This is a genomic window from Pseudomonas sp. NY15356 (assembly GCF_048068175.1).
Classification (GTDB): domain Bacteria; phylum Pseudomonadota; class Gammaproteobacteria; order Pseudomonadales; family Pseudomonadaceae; genus Aquipseudomonas; species Aquipseudomonas putida_K.
In genome coordinates this window covers 24378-42075 of sequence record NZ_JBLUPW010000022.1, presented here as the reverse complement: position 1 = coordinate 42075, position 17698 = coordinate 24378, and the positions used below count along the sequence as shown (strand labels likewise).

The window sequence follows — 17698 nt, the reverse complement described above, 5'->3', positions numbered from 1 at the left end:
GAATCAGGAATGTGCGATGACATGGGTCAGGCATGAAGCAATCGCGGGGCAAACCCGCGCCTACAAGCAACCCCTTGTAGGCGCGGGCTTGCCCCGCGATGGGCTGTGTAACAGCCCCAACCATTACTGCAGATAGCTCAGGACCGGCGTAGTTCGAGGCCCTGGCGCTGGTCAGAACGGAATATCGTCATCAAAGCTGTCGAAGTCGGCCGCTGGCTGCGGTGCTGGCTGCTGCGGCGCGGGGCGTTGCGGGGCTTGCTGCGGACGCGGGGCCTGCTGGCGTGGTGCCTGGTTGTATTGCTGCTGGCCGCCCTGGTTGTAATTGCCGCCACCCTGGTTGTACGGATCACCGCCCTGCTGGTTCTGCGGACGGCCGCCGAGCAACTGCATGGTGCCGTTGATGTCGACGATGATTTCGGTGGTGTAGCGCTTGATGCCGTCTTTTTCCCACTCGCGGGTCTGCAGCTTGCCTTCGATGTAGCACTGCGAACCTTTGCGCAGGTACTCGCCGGCGATCTCGGCGACCTTGCCGAACAAGGCCACGCGGTGCCATTCGGTACGCTCGACCTTCTGGCCGGACTGCTTGTCCGTCCATTGCTCGCTGGTGGCCAGGCTCAGGTTGGTCACGGCGTTACCGTTGGGCAGGTAGCGGACTTCGGGATCCTGACCGCAGGTGCCGACCAGAATGACTTTGTTAACCCCACGGGCCATAACGTTCTCCTAGGCTTCGCACGCCGAAGAGGCTGGGTTCACCAGACGCTCGAGGGTCGCACGGTCCAAAATTTTCGTATCCAGTTTGATATAGATGGCGGCTTCTTCTGCCACCACCACGGCGTCGGTCACACCCGGCACGGCCAACAGTCGCTCGGTCAAGCCGGCTTCCCGGAGACCTTCCGGCGTCAGCGGCATGCGCAGGCTGGTCACGTACGGCGGCTCGTTCATGCTCAAGGCAGTCACCAGCCACACGGCACACAGCCCTGCGCAACCGAGGAACACCATGCCCAGGCCACCGTGCTGGAACAACCAGCCACCGATGATTCCTCCCAGGGCGGCACCCAGGAACTGGCTGGTGGAATAGACCCCCATGGCCGTCCCCTTGCCGCCTGCGGGCGACACTTTGCTCACCAGCGAAGGCAGCGATGCCTCCAGCAGGTTGAATGCCGTAAAGAATACCACGGTGCCGGTCACCAGTCCGCGCAAGTTGTCAGCCCATTGCCAGAAGAACAGCTCGACCACCATCAGCACGCCGACAGCGCCGATCAGCACGCGCTTCATCTTGCGCTTCTTTTCGCCATAGATGATGAACGGGATCATTGCAAAAAATGAGACGAGCAAGGCGGTCAGGTATACCCACCAGTGCTGTTCCTTCGGCAGGCCGCCGCGCTCGACGAAGGCCAGGGGCAACGCAACGAAGCTGGCCATGAGGATGGCATGCAGGACGAAAATGCCCACGTCCAGGCGCAGAAGGTCCGGATGACGCAGGGTCGGGCCCAGGGCCTGGCGCGCCACACCGGACTCGCGGTGCTGCAGGGCCTTGTGGCCGCTGGGCACGACAAAGGCAATGAGGGCGATGCCGACGAGGGCAAGTCCTGCAGTGGCGAGGAACAATCCTGACAAGCCAAAGGCACGGGTCACCAATGGGCCAATAACCATGGCCACGGCGAACGACAGGCCGATGCTCATGCCGATCATGGCCATGGCCTTGGTGCGGTGCTGCTCGCGGGTCAGGTCGGAAAGCAATGCCATGACGGCCGCCGAAATGGCCCCTGCACCTTGCAGGATGCGCCCGGCGATCACACCCCAGATCGAGTCGGCCTGGGCCGCCAGCAGGCTGCCGAGGGCGAACACCACCAGGCCCAGGTAGATCACCGGGCGGCGCCCGATGCGGTCGGAAATCACCCCGAACGGAATCTGCAGCACGGCCTGGGTCAGGCCGTAGGCACCGATGGCCAGGCCGATCAGCGCAGGGGTCGCGCCGGCCAGGTCCATGCCATAGGTCGCCAGCACCGGCAGGACCATGAACATGCCCAGCATACGAAAGGCAAAGACCAGGGCCAGGCCGCTTGCGGCGCGGGTTTCGCTGCCACTCATGCGCTCGTTGTGGGTGTCGTGCATGGAATAACCTCGTGTGAACCGGCGGCGATTCTATCAGTCCGACAGCGTAACAGCATCCACGCGACGCTTTGCCGCGTACTGGCAGCGCGCCTTATACTCCCTTGTTTATGCCCGCCGAGCGAGGCCGCAGTGGACAAGATCCTGATTCGTGGGGCACGCACCCACAACCTGAAGAACATCGACCTGACCCTGCCCCGGGACAAACTGATCGTGATCACCGGCCTGTCCGGTTCCGGCAAGTCGTCCCTGGCGTTCGACACCCTGTACGCCGAGGGACAGCGCCGCTACGTGGAGTCCTTGTCGGCCTATGCCCGGCAGTTCCTGTCCATGATGGAAAAGCCCGACGTCGACACCATCGAAGGCCTGTCGCCGGCCATCTCCATCGAGCAGAAATCCACCTCGCACAACCCCCGCTCCACCGTCGGCACCATCACCGAAATCTACGACTACCTGCGCCTGCTCTACGCCCGCGTCGGCACGCCACGCTGCCCGGACCACGACATCCCGCTGGAGGCGCAAACGATCAGCCAGATGGTCGATCTGGTGCTTGCCCAGCCCGAAGGCAGCAAGCTGATGTTGCTAGCGCCGGTAGTACGTGAACGCAAGGGCGAGCACCTGGCGGTGTTCGACGAACTGCGCGCCCAGGGCTTCGTACGCGCCCGGGTCAACGGCAAGTTGTACGAGCTCGACGAACTGCCCAAGCTGGACAAGCAGAAGAAGCACAGCATCGATGTGGTGGTGGACCGCTTCAAGGTCCGCGAAGACTTGCAGCAGCGATTGGCCGAGTCCTTCGAGACCGCGCTGAAATTGGCCGATGGCATCGCCTTGGTAGCGCCGATGGACGACGAGGCCGGTGAAGAGATGATCTTCTCCGCCCGTTTCGCCTGCCCGGTGTGCGGCCATGCCATCAGCGAACTCGAGCCTAAGCTGTTCTCCTTCAACAACCCGGCCGGTGCCTGCCCGACCTGCGACGGCCTGGGCGTGAAGCAGTTCTTCGACACCAAGCGCCTGGTCAACAACGAGCTGACCCTGGCCGAGGGCGCCATACGCGGTTGGGACCGGCGCAACGTCTATTACTTCCAGATGCTCGGCTCCCTGGCCTCGCACTATGGCTTCAGCCTGGAGCTGCCGTTCGGCGAGCTGTCGGCCGAACACCAGAAGGTGATCCTGCACGGCAGCGGCAAACAGAGCGTCGATTTCAAGTACCTCAACGACCGTGGCGACATCGTCAAGCGTTCGCACCCCTTCGAGGGCATCGTGCCCAATCTGGAGCGACGCTACCGCGAGACCGAATCCGCCACTGTGCGCGAGGAGCTGGCCAAGTACCTCGGTACCCAGCCCTGCCCGGACTGCCGCGGCACCCGCCTGCGTCGCGAAGCGCGTCACGTCTGGGTAGGCGAGAAAACCCTGCCGGCGGTCACCAACCTGCCGATCGGCGAAGCCAGCGATTATTTCAGCGACCTGACCCTGACCGGCCGACGCGGCGAGATCGCGGCGAAAATCCTCAAGGAGATCTGCGAGCGCCTGCAATTCCTGGTCAATGTCGGCCTGGACTACCTGACGCTGGACCGCAGCGCCGAGACCTTGTCCGGCGGCGAAGCCCAGCGCATCCGCCTGGCCAGCCAGATTGGCGCCGGCCTGGTGGGCGTCATGTACATTCTCGACGAACCGTCCATTGGCCTGCACCAGCGGGACAACGACCGCTTGCTGGCGACCCTGAACCACCTGCGCGACCTGGGCAACACGGTGATCGTGGTGGAACACGACGAGGACGCCATTCGCCTGGCCGACTACGTGGTCGACATTGGCCCGGGGGCAGGTGTGCACGGCGGCCAGATCGTCGCCGAGGGATCGCCGGAAGAGGTGATGGCCCACCCCGACTCGCTGACCGGCAAGTACCTCTCCGGGCGCAAGAAGATCGTCGTGCCGGCCAAGCGAACCCCACGTAACAAGAAGCTCGCGCTCAAGCTCAAGGGCGCCCGTGGCAACAACCTGCAGAACGTTGACCTGGAAGTGCCGATTGGCCTGCTTACGTGCGTCACGGGTGTTTCCGGCTCGGGCAAATCGACCCTGATCAACAATACCCTGTTCCCCCTGGCCGCCACCGCGCTCAATGGGGCCAGCAGCCTGGAGGCCGCGCCGCACAACAGCCTGGATGGCCTGCAGCACCTGGATAAGGTCGTCGACATCGACCAGAGCCCGATCGGCCGCACACCGCGCTCCAACCCGGCAACCTACACCGGCATCTTCACCCCGATCCGCGAACTGTTCGCCGGCGTGCCGGAGTCGCGCGCACGGGGCTACGGCCCGGGGCGTTTCTCCTTCAACGTCAAGGGTGGGCGCTGCGAGGCATGCCAGGGCGATGGCCTGATCAAGGTGGAGATGCACTTCCTGCCGGATATCTATGTGCCGTGCGATGTGTGCAAGAGCAAGCGCTACAATCGCGAGACCCTGGAGATCAAGTACAAGGGCAAGAACATCCATGAAGTGCTGGAAATGACCATCGAGGATGCCCGGGCATTCTTCGACGCGGTACCAGCCCTGGCGCGCAAGCTGCAGACGCTGATGGACGTGGGCCTGTCCTATATCAAGCTGGGGCAGTCGGCCACGACACTGTCAGGCGGCGAGGCGCAGCGGGTCAAGTTGTCTCGCGAACTGTCCAAGCGCGATACCGGCAAGACGCTGTATATCCTCGATGAGCCGACTACCGGCCTGCATTTCGCCGATATCCAGCAACTGCTGGATGTACTGCATCGCCTGCGCGACCACGGCAATACCGTGGTGGTGATCGAGCATAACCTGGACGTGATCAAGACGGCCGACTGGCTGGTGGACCTGGGGCCGGAAGGTGGTTCCAAAGGCGGCCAGATCATTGCCTGTGGCACCCCGGAGGAATTGGCCGAGATGAAGCAGTCCTATACCGGACATTACCTCAAGCCGTTGCTGGAGCGGGATCGGGCCTGAGGCACCGGGGCGCTTTGCGCCCCTTTCACAGCAAGAGGCCGCTCCTGCAAGATCGCACATTGCGCTGTCCTGCAGGAGCGGCCTTGTGCCGCGAAAGGGCTGCAGAGCAGCCCCGGCTTTTACATCTGCGATTGCAGGTAGTTCTCCAGGCCGATCGCCTTGATCAACCCCTGCTGCTTCTCCAGCCAGTAGGTGTGGTCTTCCTCAGTATCGGCCAACTGCGCACGCAGGATATCGCGGCTGACGTAGTCCTTGTGCAATTCGCATAACTCGATGCCTTTGCACAATGCCGCACGCACCTTGTACTCGAGCTTGAGGTCGGCCTCGATCATCTCGGGCACGGTGCTGCCCACTTCCAGATCATCGGCGCGCATGTCCGGCGTGCCTTCGAGCATTAGGATGCGGCGCATCAGGGCGTCGGCGTGCTGGGTCTCTTCTTCCATCTCGTGATTGATACGTTCGTAGAGCTTGGACAGGCCCCAGTCTTCGTACATGCGCGAATGGATGAAGTATTGATCGCGTGCTGCCAGTTCGCCCTTCAGCAACGTGACGAGGTAGTTGATTACGTCCGGGTGACCTTGCATCGCCCTGCTTCTCCCTGTGAATACGTCAATGCCAATAGTGTGAACCAGCTTTGCCTCGCGGTCACGGAGAAAGGCGCAATTAGAAGCAAAAAATCGGTTAAACAGTAGTGATATTCATTGAAAAACCGCCCAAATGAGGGCGGTTCTTCTTATCACTTCGACTTAGGCAAGCTTCACGCCCAGCGCCTTGGCGACACCTTCGCCATAGGCCGGGTCAGCCTTGAAAAAGTACTGCAGCTGGCGTTGCATCACATCCATGCTGACCCCAGCCATCGCGGCGGCGATATTGCTGATGAGCAAGGCCTGCTGCTCGGCGTTCATCAGCCGGAACAACGCACCGGCGTGGCTGAAGTAGTCATTGTCCTCGCGATGATCGTAGCGATCGGCAGCACCTTGCAGGGCGAGGGCTGGCTCGGCATGGCGCGGCGACTGCTTGGGCGCGTCGCTGTAGCTGTTTGGCTCGTAGTTCGGGGCGCTGCCATAGGTGCCGGACGCCATCGCGCCATCGCGCTGATAGCTGTGCACCGGGCAGCGTGGGGCATTCACCGGCAACTGCTGGTGATTGGTGCCGACACGGTAGCGGTGGGCGTCAGCGTAGGCGAATACTCGACCTTGCAGCATCCGGTCCGGCGACAGGCCAACACCCGGTACCATGTTGCTCGGGCCGAAGGCCGCCTGCTCGACTTCGGCGAAGTAGTTGAGCGGGTTGCGGTTGAGCTCCAACACACCGACCTCAATCAGCGGGTACTCCTTCTGCGACCAGGTCTTGGTCACGTCGAAGGGGTTCTCCGCACGGCCAGCGGCTTCGGCCTCGCTCATCACCTGGATGCACACGGTCCAACGCGGGTAGTCGCCACGCTCGATGGCCTCGAACAGATCGCGCTGGGCGTAGTCCGGGTCGGTACCTGCCAGACGGGCCGCTTCAGCGGGTGCGAGGTTCTTGATGCCCTGCTGGGTCTTGAAGTGCCATTTGACCCAGGTGCGCTCGCCCTTGGCGTTGATCAGGCTGTAGGTGTGGCTGCCAAAGCCGTGCATATGCCGATAGCCATCCGGGATGCCACGGTCGGAGAACAGAATCGTGACCTGGTGCAGTGCCTCAGGGGAATGGGACCAGAAATCCCACATCATCTGGGCGTTCTTCAGGTTGGACTGCGGGTGGCGTTTCTGGGTATGGATGAAGTCAGGAAACTTGAGCGGATCGCGGATGAAGAACACCGGCGTATTGTTGCCCACGATGTCCCAGTTGCCTTCCTCGGTGTAGAACTTGACTGCGAAACCGCGCGGGTCACGCTCGGTATCGGCCGAACCGCGCTCACCACCGACCGTGGAGAAACGCAGGAAGGTCTCGGTTTGCTTGCCGACGGTGTCGAACAGCTTGGCGCTGGTGTACTGGGTGATGTCGTGGGTAACGGTGAAGGTGCCATAGGCGCCCGAACCCTTGGCATGCACGCGACGCTCAGGAATGTTCTCACGGTTGAAATGGGCGAGCTTCTCGATCAGATGGAAGTCGTCGAGCAGCAGCGGGCCACGTGGGCCTGCCGAACGGGAGTTCTGGTTGTCGGCTACTGGGGCACCGCTGGCGGTGGTGAGAATCTTGCTCATGGGCTCTCCTTATCAGTCTAGGGCTGCCGCTGTATCGGCGTGCTGACAAGTATGGTCGAGCCTGGTTACAACAACTAATTCATTGAATTAGTAGAATCGATAGAAAATAGCAATTCACATAAGCACAAAAAACCGGGCACGAGGCCCGGTTTCTTGTAGCAGACAGACGTCTTACTCGGCAGCTTCTACAGCACCACCGACCGGACGATCAACCAGCTCGACGTACGCCATAGGCGCGTTGTCGCCAGCGCGGAAACCGCACTTCAGGATACGCAGGTAGCCGCCCTGACGGGTGGCGTAGCGCTTGCCCAGGTCGTTGAACAGCTTGCCGACGGCAGCTTTCGAACGGGTACGGTCGAAAGCCAGGCGACGGTTGGCGACGCTGTCTTCCTTGGCCAGGGTGATCAGCGGCTCGGCAACGCGGCGCAGTTCCTTGGCTTTCGGCAGGGTGGTTTTGATCAGCTCGTGCTCGATCAGCGACACAGCCATGTTCTGGAACATAGCCTTGCGGTGAGAGCTGGTACGGCTCAGGTGACGTCCACTTTTACGATGACGCATGATTCATTCCTTACCAAACACTACGTTCGGTGATTACGACGATCAGGCGGTCGCCTTGTCGTCTTTCTTAAGACTTGCAGGCGGCCAGTTGTCGAGGCGCATGCCGAGAGACAGACCACGGGAGGCCAGGACGTCCTTGATTTCAGTCAGGGACTTCTTGCCCAGGTTCGGAGTCTTCAACAGCTCTACTTCGGTACGCTGAATCAGGTCGCCGATGTAGTAGATGTTCTCCGCCTTGAGGCAGTTGGCCGAACGTACGGTCAGTTCCAGATCGTCAACCGGACGCAGCAGGATCGGATCGATCTCGTCTTCCTGCTCGACGACAACAGGCTCGCTGTCACCTTTGAGGTCGACGAACGCGGCCAGCTGCTGCTGCAGGATGGTCGCGGCACGACGGATGGCCTCTTCAGGGTCCAGGGTACCGTTGGTTTCCAGGTCGATGACCAGCTTGTCCAGGTTGGTACGCTGTTCAACACGGGCGTTCTCGACCACGTAGGCGATACGACGCACCGGGCTGAACGAAGCGTCCAACTGCAGACGGCCGATGCTGCGGCTTTCGTCTTCGTCGGTTTGACGGGAGTCGGCCGGCTCGTAACCGCGACCACGAGCTACGGTGAGCTTCATGTTCAGGGCGCCGTTGGACGCCAGGTTCGCGATTACGTGATCGGGATTGACGATCTCGACATCGTGATCCAGCTGAATATCGGCAGCGGTAACCACCCCCGAACCCTTTTTCGACAAGGTCAGCGTAACTTCGTCACGACCGTGCAGCTTGATGGCCAGGCCTTTGAGGTTCAACAGGATTTCAATGACGTCTTCCTGTACACCTTCGATCGCGGAGTACTCATGGAGTACGCCGTCGATCTCGGCCTCGACTACTGCACAGCCAGGCATGGAGGACAACAGGATGCGACGCAGCGCGTTGCCCAGGGTATGGCCGAAGCCACGCTCGAGAGGCTCGAGCGTGATCTTGGCGCGGGTCGGACTGACAACCTGCACATCAATGTGGCGGGGTGTCAGGAACTCATTTACCGAAATCTGCATGGATGCACCTATTTTCTAGCCCTTACTTGGAGTAGAGCTCGACAATCAGGTTTTCGTTGATGTCGGCGGACAGGTCGCTGCGAGCAGGAACGTTCTTGAAAACGCCCGACTTCTTGGCAGCATCCACGTCAACCCACTCAACGCGGCCACGCTGGGCGCACAGTTCAAGGGCTTGAACAATGCGCAGCTGGTTCTGCGACTTCTCGCGAACCGCGACCACGTCACCCGGACGAACTTGGTAGGATGGAATGTTTACGGTCTTGCCGTTGACGCTGATTGCCTTGTGCGAAACCAGCTGGCGCGATTCCGAACGAGTGGAACCGAAGCCCATACGGTAGACGACGTTGTCCAGACGGCACTCGAGCAGTTGCAGCAGGTTTTCACCGGTAGCACCCTTCTTCGAGGCTGCCAGCTGGTAGTAACCGCGGAACTGACGCTCCAGGACACCGTAGATACGACGAACTTTTTGCTTCTCGCGCAGCTGGGTACCGTAGTCGGACTGACGGCCACGGCGCTGGCCGTGGATACCTGGGGCTGCTTCGATGTTGCACTTCGATTCCAGAGCGCGAACGCCGCTCTTCAGGAACAGATCGGTGCCTTCACGACGAGACAGTTTGCATTTTGGACCAATGTAACGTGCCATTTATCTGTCTCCTGATTACACGCGACGCTTCTTCGGCGGACGGCACCCGTTGTGCGGGATTGGCGTCACGTCGGTGATGCTGGCGATCTTGTAGCCGCAGCTGTTCAGTGCACGAACGGCGGACTCACGACCTGGACCTGGGCCCTTGACGTTGACGTCGAGGTTCTTCAGGCCATATTCCAGCGCAGCTTGACCAGCACGCTCAGCAGCGATCTGGGCTGCGAACGGGGTGGATTTGCGCGAACCACGGAAACCCGAACCACCGGAGGTCGCCCAGGACAAAGCGTTGCCCTGACGGTCGGTGATGGTCACGATGGTGTTGTTGAAAGACGCATGGATGTGGGCGATGCCATCAACCACTGTCTTTTTGACTTTTTTACGAGGACGAGCAGCAGGTTTTGCCATGTCTATATTCCTGGGCGATTACTTGCGGATCGGCTTACGCGGGCCCTTACGGGTGCGTGCGTTGGTCTTGGTGCGCTGACCGCGAACCGGCAGACCTTTACGATGACGCAGGCCGCGATAGCAACCCAGGTCCATCAAGCGTTTGATCTTCATGTTGATGTCACGACGCAGATCACCTTCGGTGGTGATCTTCGCGACTTCGCCACGCAGGGTTTCGATTTGCTCGTCGCTCAGATCCTTGATCTTAGCGGCTGGGTTTACACCAGCGTCTGCACAGATCTTCTGTGCAGTAGTGCGACCGACACCATAGATGTAGGTCAGCGAGATAACAGTGTGCTTGTTATCTGGAATGTTGACGCCTGCAATACGGGCCATTCAGTGGGACTCCAATTGACAGCTACCTACGCCCCGGAAGCCAAGAAATAGGGCGCGAGATAATATCGCTGTAGAAACGAATAATCAACCCAGCAGCACACTAGCTGCTGGGTTTGAAGCGCGGATCACACTCAGCCTTGGCGCTGCTTGTGACGCGGTTCCGCGCTGCAGATCACGCGAACGATACCTTCGCGACGAATGATCTTGCAGTTGCGGCACAGCTTTTTCACCGATGCACGAACTTTCATTACCGACTCCTCGAACCTTAGGGGGTCTATCAGCGCAGCAGGCCGCTGCCACCGTAGCCTTTCAGGTTGGCTTTCTTCATCAGGGATTCGTACTGGTGCGAAACGAGGTGCGATTGTACTTGGGACATGAAGTCCATCACAACCACTACCACAATCAGCAACGAGGTCCCGCCAAGGTAGAACGGCACGTTTGCTGCCACCACCAGGAACTGGGGCAGAAGGCAGACGGCCATCATGTAAAGAGCACCGAACATGGTCAGACGGGTCAGAACGCCATCAATATAGCGTGCCGACTGCTCACCAGGACGGATACCCGGAATAAAGGCACCGGACTTCTTCAGGTTTTCCGCTACGTCTTTCGGGTTGAACATCAGCGCTGTATAGAAGAAGCAGAAGAAAATGATCCCTGCACTAAACAGCAAAATGTTCAACGGCTGACCAGGAGCGATCGACTGCGAGATGTCCTGCAGCCAGCCCATACCCTCGGACTGACCGAACCAGGCACCCAGCGAAGCCGGGAACAGCAGAATGCTGCTGGCGAAAATGGCCGGGATAACCCCTGCCATGTTCACCTTGAGCGGCAAGTGGCTGGTCTGCGCGGCAAAGACCTTGCGGCCCTGCTGACGCTTGGCGTAGTGAACGGCGATACGACGCTGACCACGCTCGATGAACACCACGAAGCCGATAATCGCTACTGCAAGCAAACCGATAGCGACCAGGGCGAAAATGTTGATATCGCCTGTACGTGCAGACTCGAAAGACTGCCCGATTGCTCTCGGAAGACCGGCAACGATACCTGCGAAGATCAACATCGAGATACCGTTGCCCACACCGCGCTCGGTGATCTGCTCGCCCAGCCACATCATGAACATCGCGCCGGCCACGAAAGTGGCAACGGCGACAACATGGAAGCCCAGGCCAACAGAAAACGCCACGCCCTGGTTGGCCAGGCCAATGGACATGCCAATGGCTTGAACCAGTGCCAGGATAACGGTGCCGTAGCGGGTGTACTGGCTGATCTTGCGACGGCCAGCTTCACCTTCCTTCTTCAACTGCTCCAGTTGCGGGCTGACCGCGGTCATGAGCTGCATGATGATCGACGCCGAAATGTACGGCATGATCCCCAGCGCAAAAATGCTCATGCGCTCCAGCGCGCCACCGGAAAACATGTTGAACAAGCTAAGAATGGTCCCCTCATTCTGCCGAAACAGATCCGCCAGACGGTCCGGGTTGATGCCAGGCACCGGGATATGCGCGCCGATCCGATAGACGATGATCGCCATGAACAGAAAGCGCAGACGAGCCCAGAGTTCCGACATCCCGCCCTTTCCGAGCGAAGAGAGAGCACCTTGCTTAGCCATTTATTCCTCGAACTTGCCGCCAGCTGCTTCGATAGCCGCACGCGCACCCTTGGTGGCTGCGATACCCTTGATGGTGACTGCGCGAGTGACTTCGCCCGACAGCATGATTTTCACGCGCTGTACGTGCTGGCCGATCACGTTGGCATCCTTCAGGGATTGCACGGAGATCACGTCGCCTTCCACCTTGGCCAGCTCGGACAGACGCACTTCGGCGCGGTCCATGGCTTTCAGGGAAACGAAGCCGAACTTCGGCAGACGACGGTGCAGCGGCTGTTGACCGCCTTCGAAGCCCGGAGCGATCGAACCACCGGAACGGGAGGTCTGACCTTTGTGGCCGCGACCACCGGTCTTGCCCAAACCGCTACCGATACCACGACCCGGACGATGCTTCTCGCGACGGGAACCCGGCGCTGGACTCAGATCATTGAGTTTCATCGATTAACCCTCGACCTTCAGCATGTAGTAAGCCTTGTTGATCATCCCGCGGTTTTCGGGAGTATCCTGGACTTCTACAGTGTGACCGATGCGACGCAGACCCAGGCCTTTAACGCACAGTTTGTGGTTAGGCAGACGGCCGGCGGTGCTTTTGATCAGCGTTACTTTTACAGTTGCCATGATCAGATGATCTCCTCAACGCTCTTGCCGCGCTTGGCAGCAATGGACTCAGGAGATTGCATGGCTTTCAGACCCTTGAAGGTGGCGTAAACCACGTTCACTGGGTTGGTCGAACCGTAGCACTTGGCCAGAACGTTCTGGACACCAGCAACTTCCAGGACAGCACGCATTGCGCCGCCGGCAATGATACCGGTACCTTCCGAGGCAGGCTGCATGTAGACCTTCGAGGCGCCGTGGGCGGCCTTGGTGGCGTACTGCAGGGTGGTGCCCTTCAGGTCGACTTGAATCATGTTGCGACGGGCAGCTTCCATGGCTTTCTGGATCGCGGCAGGTACTTCGCGCGATTTGCCACGGCCGAAACCAACACGGCCCTTGCCGTCACCTACCACGGTCAGCGCGGTGAAGGTGAAGATACGGCCGCCTTTAACGGTTTTAGCTACGCGGTTAACTTGAACCAGCTTCTCGATGTAGCCTTCGTCGCGCTTTTGATCGTTATTTGCCATAACTTAGAACTCCAGCCCGCCTTCACGAGCAGCATCAGCCAGCGCCTTGACGCGGCCGTGGTACTTGAAGCCGGAACGGTCAAAGGCAACTTGAGATACACCGGCGGCTTTCGCACGCTCAGCTACCAGCTTGCCAACCTTAGTGGCCGCGTCGATGTTGCCGGTGGCGCCATCACGCAGTTCTTTGTCCAAGGTCGAGGCGCTTGCCAGAACCTTGCTGCCGTCGGCCGAAATGACCTGGGCGTAGATGTGCTGCGAGGAGCGGAACACGCACAGACGCACGACTTCGAGTTCGTGCATTTTCAGGCGTGCTTTGCGAGCGCGACGCAGTCGAGTAACTTTTTTGTCGGTCATTTGCTAGGCCCTACTTCTTCTTGGCTTCTTTACGACGGACTACTTCGTCCGCGTAACGCACACCCTTGCCTTTGTAAGGCTCTGGCGGACGGAAGTCGCGGATTTCAGCGGCCACCTGACCAACCAGCTGCTTGTCGATACCCTTGATCAGGATGTCGGTCTGACTGGGAGTTTCAGCGGTGATGCCGGCCGGCAGTTCGTAGTCCACTGGGTGCGAGAAGCCCAGAGCCAGGTTCAGGACGCTGCCCTTGGCCTGTGCCTTGTAACCAACACCGACCAGCTGGAGCTTGCGCTCGAAGCCTTGGCTTACGCCCTGGACCATGTTGTTCACCAGGGCACGGGTAGTACCGGCCATGGCGCGAGCTTGCTGGTCACCGTTGCGAGCGGCGAAACGCAGCTCACCAGCTTCCTGAGTGATTTCAACAGACGAGTGAACGTTCAGTTCGAGAGTGCCCTTGGCACCCTTCACCGAAAGCTGCTGGCCGGCGAATTTGACTTCGACGCCGGAAGGCAGCTTAACGGGGTTCTTAGCGACGCGAGACATGCCTATCTCCCCTTAGAACACTGTGCACAGAACTTCGCCGCCAACACCGGCAGCGCGCGCAGCGCGATCAGTCATCACACCTTTATTGGTGGAGACAATAGACACGCCCAGGCCGCCACGTACTTTCGGCAGGTCTGCGACGGACTTGTACTGGCGCAGGCCTGGACGGCTGGAGCGCTTCAGTTCCTCGATGACCGGACGGCCTTCGAAGTACTTCAGTTCGATCGACAGGGAGGGTTTGGCTTCGCCACCGACCTGGTAGCCAGCGATGTAACCTTCGTCCTTCAGAACTTTGGCAACCGCGACCTTCAGGGTGGAGGAAGGCATGCTTACGACGGACTTTTCAGCCATCTGGGCATTACGGATGCGAGTTAGCATGTCCGCTAACGGGTCCTGCATACTCATGGGCTAGATGCTCCTGATACAAGAATTATTAGCCTTGCGGCTATCACAACCACCCGAGCGGGCAGGGTAAAAAACCCGGGCTCAGGTGAGCCGGTCATTCTAGACACAAGACAGAAACGAAACAAGCCCCATAAGGGGCTTGTTTGTTGGCGAGGTCACCGACGGTCGGAAGATTGCTCCCCTTCCGTCGGGACTACACCTGCGATTACCAGGAGGCCTTGACCAGACCTGGTACGTCACCGCGCATTGCAGCTTGACGCAGCATGTTACGGCCCAGGCCGAACTTACGGTATACACCGTGAGGACGGCCGGTCAGGCGGCAACGGTTACGCAGGCGCGAGGCGCTAGCGTCACGTGGCTGCTTCTGCAGAGCGACTACGGCAGCGAAACGCTCTTCAGGAGAAGCGTTCAGGTTGACGATGGTCGCCTTCAGCTCAGCGCGCTTCTTAGCGTACTTGGCTACCGTGAGCTGACGCTTCAGCTCGCGGTTTTTCATGCTCTTCTTGGCCATTTTCCTACTCCAATCAGTTGCGGAACGGGAATTTGAAAGCACGCAGCAGAGCGCGGCCTTCGTCATCCGTACGAGCAGTGGTGGTCAGGGTGATGTCCAGACCGCGCAGAGCATCGATCTTGTCGTAGTCGATTTCCGGGAAGATGATCTGCTCTTTCACGCCCATGCTGTAGTTGCCACGACCATCGAAGGACTTGGCATTCAGGCCGCGGAAGTCGCGAACCCGAGGCAGGGAGATCGCCAGCAGGCGGTCCAGGAATTCGTACATACGATCGCGGCGCAGGGTTACCTTGACGCCGATCGGCCAACCTTCACGAACCTTGAAACCCGCAATCGACTTGCGAGCGAAAGTCACGACCGGCTTTTGACCGGTGATCTTTTCCAGGTCGGCAACGGCGTTCTCGATGACCTTCTTGTCACCGACCGCTTCGCCCAGACCCATGTTCAGGGTGATCTTGGTTACGCGAGGAACTTCCATCACGTTCGCGAGCTTAAGTTCTTCCTTAAGCTTGGGAGCGATTTCGTTCCGGTAAATCTCTTTCAGTCGTGCCATTGTCTTCTACCTAGCAGTGTTCAAGCATCAACCGCTTTCTGGGTCGACTTGAAGACACGAATTTTCTTGCCGTCTTCAACCTTGAAGCCAACGCGGTCAGCCTTGTTGGTTTCACCATTGAAAATGGCAACGTTGGAAGCGTGCAGAGGCGCTTCTTTTTCGACGATACCGCCCTGGACGCCCGCCATCGGGTTAGGCTTGGTATGACGCTTGACCAGGTTGACACCGCCAACAACCAGACGGTTGTCAGCGAGCACCTTCAGCACCTTACCGCGCTTACCTTTGTCCTTGCCGGCGATCACGATGATCTCGTCGTCACGACGAATCTTTTGCATGTCGGATCTCCTTAGAGCACTTCAGGGGCGAGCGAGACGATCTTCATGAACTTCTCGGTACGAAGTTCACGGGTCACTGGCCCGAAGATGCGAGTGCCGATCGGCTCTTGCTTGGTGTTCAGCAGAACAGCAGCGTTGCCGTCGAAACGAATGATGGAACCGTCAGCGCGACGTACACCGTGACGGGTACGGACGACAACAGCAGTCATCACCTGGCCTTTTTTGACCTTACCGCGAGGAATGGCTTCCTTGACGGTAACTTTGATGATGTCACCGATACCGGCGTAACGGCGGTGGGAACCGCCGAGCACCTTGATGCACATGACGCGACGAGCGCCGCTGTTATCGGCCACATCGAGCATGGATTGAGTCTGAATCATAAAATTTCTCCGACCCTTCGCCCTTAGACTTCAACAGCGCGTTCGAGGACTTCAACCAGTGCCCAGGACTTGGTCTTGGCCAGCGGACGGGTTTCGCGAATGGAAACCTTGTCGCCGATCTTGCACTGGTTGGTCTCGTCGTGCGCGTGCAGCTTAGTCGAACGCTTAACGTATTTACCGTAGATCGGGTGCTTGACGCGACGCTCGATCAGAACGGTGATGGTCTTGTCCATTTTGTCGCTGACGACACGGCCAGTCAGCGTACGGACGGTTTTTTCAGCTTCAGCCATGATCACTTACCTGCCTGCTGGTTGAGCACAGTTTTCACGCGAGCGATGTCACGCTTAACTTGCGAGAGCAGGTGCGACTGCCCCAACTGGCCAGTTGCCTTCTGCATACGCAGATTGAACTGGTCGCGCAGCAAGCCGAGCAGTTGCTCGTTCAGCTGCTGTGCCGATTTTTCACGAAGTTCATTCGCTTTCATCACATCACCGTCCGCTTAACAAAGGAGGTGGCGAGTGGCAGCTTTGCAGCAGCCAGGGCGAAGGCCTCGCGCGCCAGCTCTTCAGAAACACCCTCGATCTCGTACAGGACCTTGCCTGGCTGGATCTGGGCAACCCAGTACTCAACGGAACCCTTACCTTTACCCATACGAACCTCGAGAGGCTTCTTGGTAACCGGCTTGTCCGGGAATACACGGATCCAGATCTTGCCGCCACGTTTTACGTGACGGGTCAGGGCACGACGTGCCGACTCGATCTGACGGGCGGTGAGACGACCGCGAGCAACAGCCTTCAGGGCGAATTCGCCGAAGCTGACCTTGCTACCGCGCAGTGCCAGACCACGGTTGTGGCCGGTCATCTGCTTGCGGAATTTTGTACGCTTTGGTTGCAACATTTGGCGTACCCCTTACTTAGCAGCTTTTTTACGAGGCGCTGGTGCTTGCGGCTTCAGCTCTTCCTGGCGACCACCAATCACTTCGCCTTTGAAGATCCAAACCTTCACACCGATCACACCGTAGGTGGTGTGAGCTTCGTAGGTGTTGTAGTCGATATCGGCACGCAGGGTGTGCAGGGGCACACGACCTTCGCGATACCACTCGGTACGTGCGATCTCGGCACCGCCGAGACGACCGCTCACCTGGATCTTGATGCCTTTGGCACCAATACGCATGGCGTTCTGTACGGCGCGCTTCATGGCGCGACGGAACATTACGCGGCGCTCCAGCTGCTGGGCTACGCTCTGGGCAACCAGCATAGCGTCGAGTTCCGGCTTGCGGATCTCTTCGATGTTGATGTGCACAGGCACACCCATCTGCTTGGTCAGGTCCTGACGCAGCTTCTCAACGTCCTCACCTTTCTTACCGATAACGATACCGGGACGAGCGGTGTGGATGGTGATGCGTGCAGTTTGAGCCGGACGATGAATATCGATACGGCTTACGGACGCGCTTTTTAGTTTGTCCTGGAGGTACTCACGCGTTTTCAGATCCTTCAACAGGTAATCTGCGTAAGTAGCGCCGTCTGCATACCAGACGGAGGTGTGCTCCTTGACGATTCCCAGGCGAATGCCAGTGGGATGTACTTTCTGACCCATCTG

Annotated in this window: 26 protein-coding genes; 1 reads left to right on the top strand and 25 read right to left on the bottom strand. The window is 59.3% G+C overall.

Annotated features, from left to right (window positions below; all coding sequences use genetic code 11):
- Positions 1 to 171 precede the first annotated feature (171 nt).
- Together ACNFCI_RS17290 and ACNFCI_RS17285 are read right to left on the bottom strand one after the other, a co-directional pair.
- On the bottom strand, positions 172 to 711 hold the full coding sequence (locus ACNFCI_RS17290; protein WP_196145403.1) for a single-stranded DNA-binding protein: 540 nt from the start codon (positions 709 to 711) through the stop codon (positions 172 to 174).
- A gap of 9 nt (positions 712 to 720) precedes the next feature.
- Entirely contained in the window at positions 721 to 2115 is a 1395-nt protein-coding gene (locus ACNFCI_RS17285) for an MFS transporter (protein ID WP_084857334.1), read from the bottom strand.
- A 129-nt stretch (positions 2116 to 2244) separates the two neighbouring features.
- Between ACNFCI_RS17285 and uvrA the strand changes: the two genes are divergently transcribed.
- A complete protein-coding gene (gene uvrA / locus ACNFCI_RS17280; protein WP_084857332.1) occupies positions 2245 to 5079 on the top strand; it encodes an excinuclease ABC subunit UvrA in 2835 nt (944 codons plus the stop codon).
- A 119-nt stretch (positions 5080 to 5198) separates the two neighbouring features.
- Here uvrA and bfr read toward each other — a convergent pair whose 3' ends face one another.
- From bfr to rpsC, 23 genes are all read right to left on the bottom strand, one after another.
- Positions 5199 to 5663 carry a bacterioferritin gene (gene bfr, locus ACNFCI_RS17275; protein WP_084857331.1) on the bottom strand — a complete coding sequence of 155 codons (465 nt, stop codon included), beginning with the start codon at positions 5661 to 5663 and terminating at the stop codon, positions 5199 to 5201.
- 162 nt (positions 5664 to 5825) lie between these two features.
- Complete coding sequence (locus ACNFCI_RS17270; protein WP_368829814.1) at positions 5826 to 7265, bottom strand: catalase; 1440 nt, start codon at positions 7263 to 7265, stop codon at positions 5826 to 5828.
- Between the two features lie 171 nt (positions 7266 to 7436).
- Positions 7437 to 7823, bottom strand: coding sequence for a 50S ribosomal protein L17 (gene rplQ / locus ACNFCI_RS17265; protein WP_043210290.1), 387 nt, complete (start codon positions 7821 to 7823; stop codon positions 7437 to 7439).
- A gap of 42 nt (positions 7824 to 7865) precedes the next feature.
- A complete protein-coding gene (locus tag ACNFCI_RS17260) occupies positions 7866 to 8867 on the bottom strand; it encodes a DNA-directed RNA polymerase subunit alpha (protein ID WP_003255452.1) in 1002 nt (333 codons plus the stop codon).
- 22 nt (positions 8868 to 8889) lie between these two features.
- Complete coding sequence (rpsD, locus tag ACNFCI_RS17255; protein WP_084857327.1) at positions 8890 to 9510, bottom strand: 30S ribosomal protein S4; 621 nt, start codon at positions 9508 to 9510, stop codon at positions 8890 to 8892.
- A gap of 15 nt (positions 9511 to 9525) precedes the next feature.
- The gene (rpsK, locus tag ACNFCI_RS17250; protein ID WP_003255454.1) at positions 9526 to 9915 is read right to left on the bottom strand and encodes a 30S ribosomal protein S11; all 390 of its coding nucleotides are present in this window, start codon (positions 9913 to 9915) and stop codon (positions 9526 to 9528) included.
- Positions 9916 to 9933: 18 nt separating this feature from the next.
- Positions 9934 to 10290: a 30S ribosomal protein S13 gene (gene rpsM, locus ACNFCI_RS17245; protein ID WP_084857325.1), complete on the bottom strand. Its 357-nt coding sequence runs from the start codon at positions 10288 to 10290 to the stop codon at positions 9934 to 9936.
- Between the two features lie 131 nt (positions 10291 to 10421).
- The gene (rpmJ, locus tag ACNFCI_RS17240) at positions 10422 to 10538 is read right to left on the bottom strand and encodes a 50S ribosomal protein L36 (protein ID WP_011531897.1); all 117 of its coding nucleotides are present in this window, start codon (positions 10536 to 10538) and stop codon (positions 10422 to 10424) included.
- A gap of 29 nt (positions 10539 to 10567) precedes the next feature.
- Positions 10568 to 11899: a preprotein translocase subunit SecY gene (gene secY, locus ACNFCI_RS17235; RefSeq protein ID WP_084857323.1), complete on the bottom strand. Its 1332-nt coding sequence runs from the start codon at positions 11897 to 11899 to the stop codon at positions 10568 to 10570.
- Positions 11900 to 12334, bottom strand: coding sequence for a 50S ribosomal protein L15 (gene rplO, locus ACNFCI_RS17230; protein WP_084857322.1), 435 nt, complete (start codon positions 12332 to 12334; stop codon positions 11900 to 11902). It lies immediately after the preceding gene.
- Between the two features lie 3 nt (positions 12335 to 12337).
- Complete coding sequence (gene rpmD / locus ACNFCI_RS17225; protein ID WP_028690238.1) at positions 12338 to 12514, bottom strand: 50S ribosomal protein L30; 177 nt, start codon at positions 12512 to 12514, stop codon at positions 12338 to 12340.
- Between the two features lie 2 nt (positions 12515 to 12516).
- Complete coding sequence (gene rpsE / locus ACNFCI_RS17220; protein ID WP_023382626.1) at positions 12517 to 13017, bottom strand: 30S ribosomal protein S5; 501 nt, start codon at positions 13015 to 13017, stop codon at positions 12517 to 12519.
- Between the two features lie 3 nt (positions 13018 to 13020).
- Complete coding sequence (rplR, locus tag ACNFCI_RS17215; RefSeq protein WP_009397496.1) at positions 13021 to 13371, bottom strand: 50S ribosomal protein L18; 351 nt, start codon at positions 13369 to 13371, stop codon at positions 13021 to 13023.
- A 10-nt stretch (positions 13372 to 13381) separates the two neighbouring features.
- On the bottom strand, positions 13382 to 13915 hold the full coding sequence (rplF, locus tag ACNFCI_RS17210; RefSeq protein ID WP_084857320.1) for a 50S ribosomal protein L6: 534 nt from the start codon (positions 13913 to 13915) through the stop codon (positions 13382 to 13384).
- Positions 13916 to 13927: 12 nt separating this feature from the next.
- On the bottom strand, positions 13928 to 14320 hold the full coding sequence (gene rpsH / locus ACNFCI_RS17205) for a 30S ribosomal protein S8 (RefSeq protein WP_416768083.1): 393 nt from the start codon (positions 14318 to 14320) through the stop codon (positions 13928 to 13930).
- A 205-nt stretch (positions 14321 to 14525) separates the two neighbouring features.
- On the bottom strand, positions 14526 to 14831 hold the full coding sequence (gene rpsN, locus ACNFCI_RS17200) for a 30S ribosomal protein S14 (protein WP_013970638.1): 306 nt from the start codon (positions 14829 to 14831) through the stop codon (positions 14526 to 14528).
- 13 nt (positions 14832 to 14844) lie between these two features.
- Positions 14845 to 15384, bottom strand: coding sequence for a 50S ribosomal protein L5 (gene rplE / locus ACNFCI_RS17195; protein ID WP_084857317.1), 540 nt, complete (start codon positions 15382 to 15384; stop codon positions 14845 to 14847).
- 20 nt (positions 15385 to 15404) lie between these two features.
- Positions 15405 to 15719, bottom strand: a complete 315-nt coding sequence (rplX, locus tag ACNFCI_RS17190) for a 50S ribosomal protein L24 (protein ID WP_013970637.1) — start codon at positions 15717 to 15719, stop codon at positions 15405 to 15407.
- Between the two features lie 11 nt (positions 15720 to 15730).
- A complete protein-coding gene (rplN, locus tag ACNFCI_RS17185) occupies positions 15731 to 16099 on the bottom strand; it encodes a 50S ribosomal protein L14 (protein ID WP_008089810.1) in 369 nt (122 codons plus the stop codon).
- 23 nt (positions 16100 to 16122) lie between these two features.
- On the bottom strand, positions 16123 to 16389 hold the full coding sequence (gene rpsQ / locus ACNFCI_RS17180; RefSeq protein WP_084857315.1) for a 30S ribosomal protein S17: 267 nt from the start codon (positions 16387 to 16389) through the stop codon (positions 16123 to 16125).
- 2 nt (positions 16390 to 16391) lie between these two features.
- Entirely contained in the window at positions 16392 to 16583 is a 192-nt protein-coding gene (gene rpmC, locus ACNFCI_RS17175; protein WP_002555481.1) for a 50S ribosomal protein L29, read from the bottom strand.
- Entirely contained in the window at positions 16583 to 16996 is a 414-nt protein-coding gene (gene rplP, locus ACNFCI_RS17170) for a 50S ribosomal protein L16 (RefSeq protein ID WP_009397508.1), read from the bottom strand. The genes rpmC and rplP overlap by 1 nt, the downstream gene beginning before the upstream one ends.
- Before the next feature lie 12 nt (positions 16997 to 17008).
- The gene (gene rpsC, locus ACNFCI_RS17165) at positions 17009 to 17695 is read right to left on the bottom strand and encodes a 30S ribosomal protein S3 (RefSeq protein WP_003255481.1); all 687 of its coding nucleotides are present in this window, start codon (positions 17693 to 17695) and stop codon (positions 17009 to 17011) included.
- Positions 17696 to 17698 lie beyond the last annotated feature (3 nt).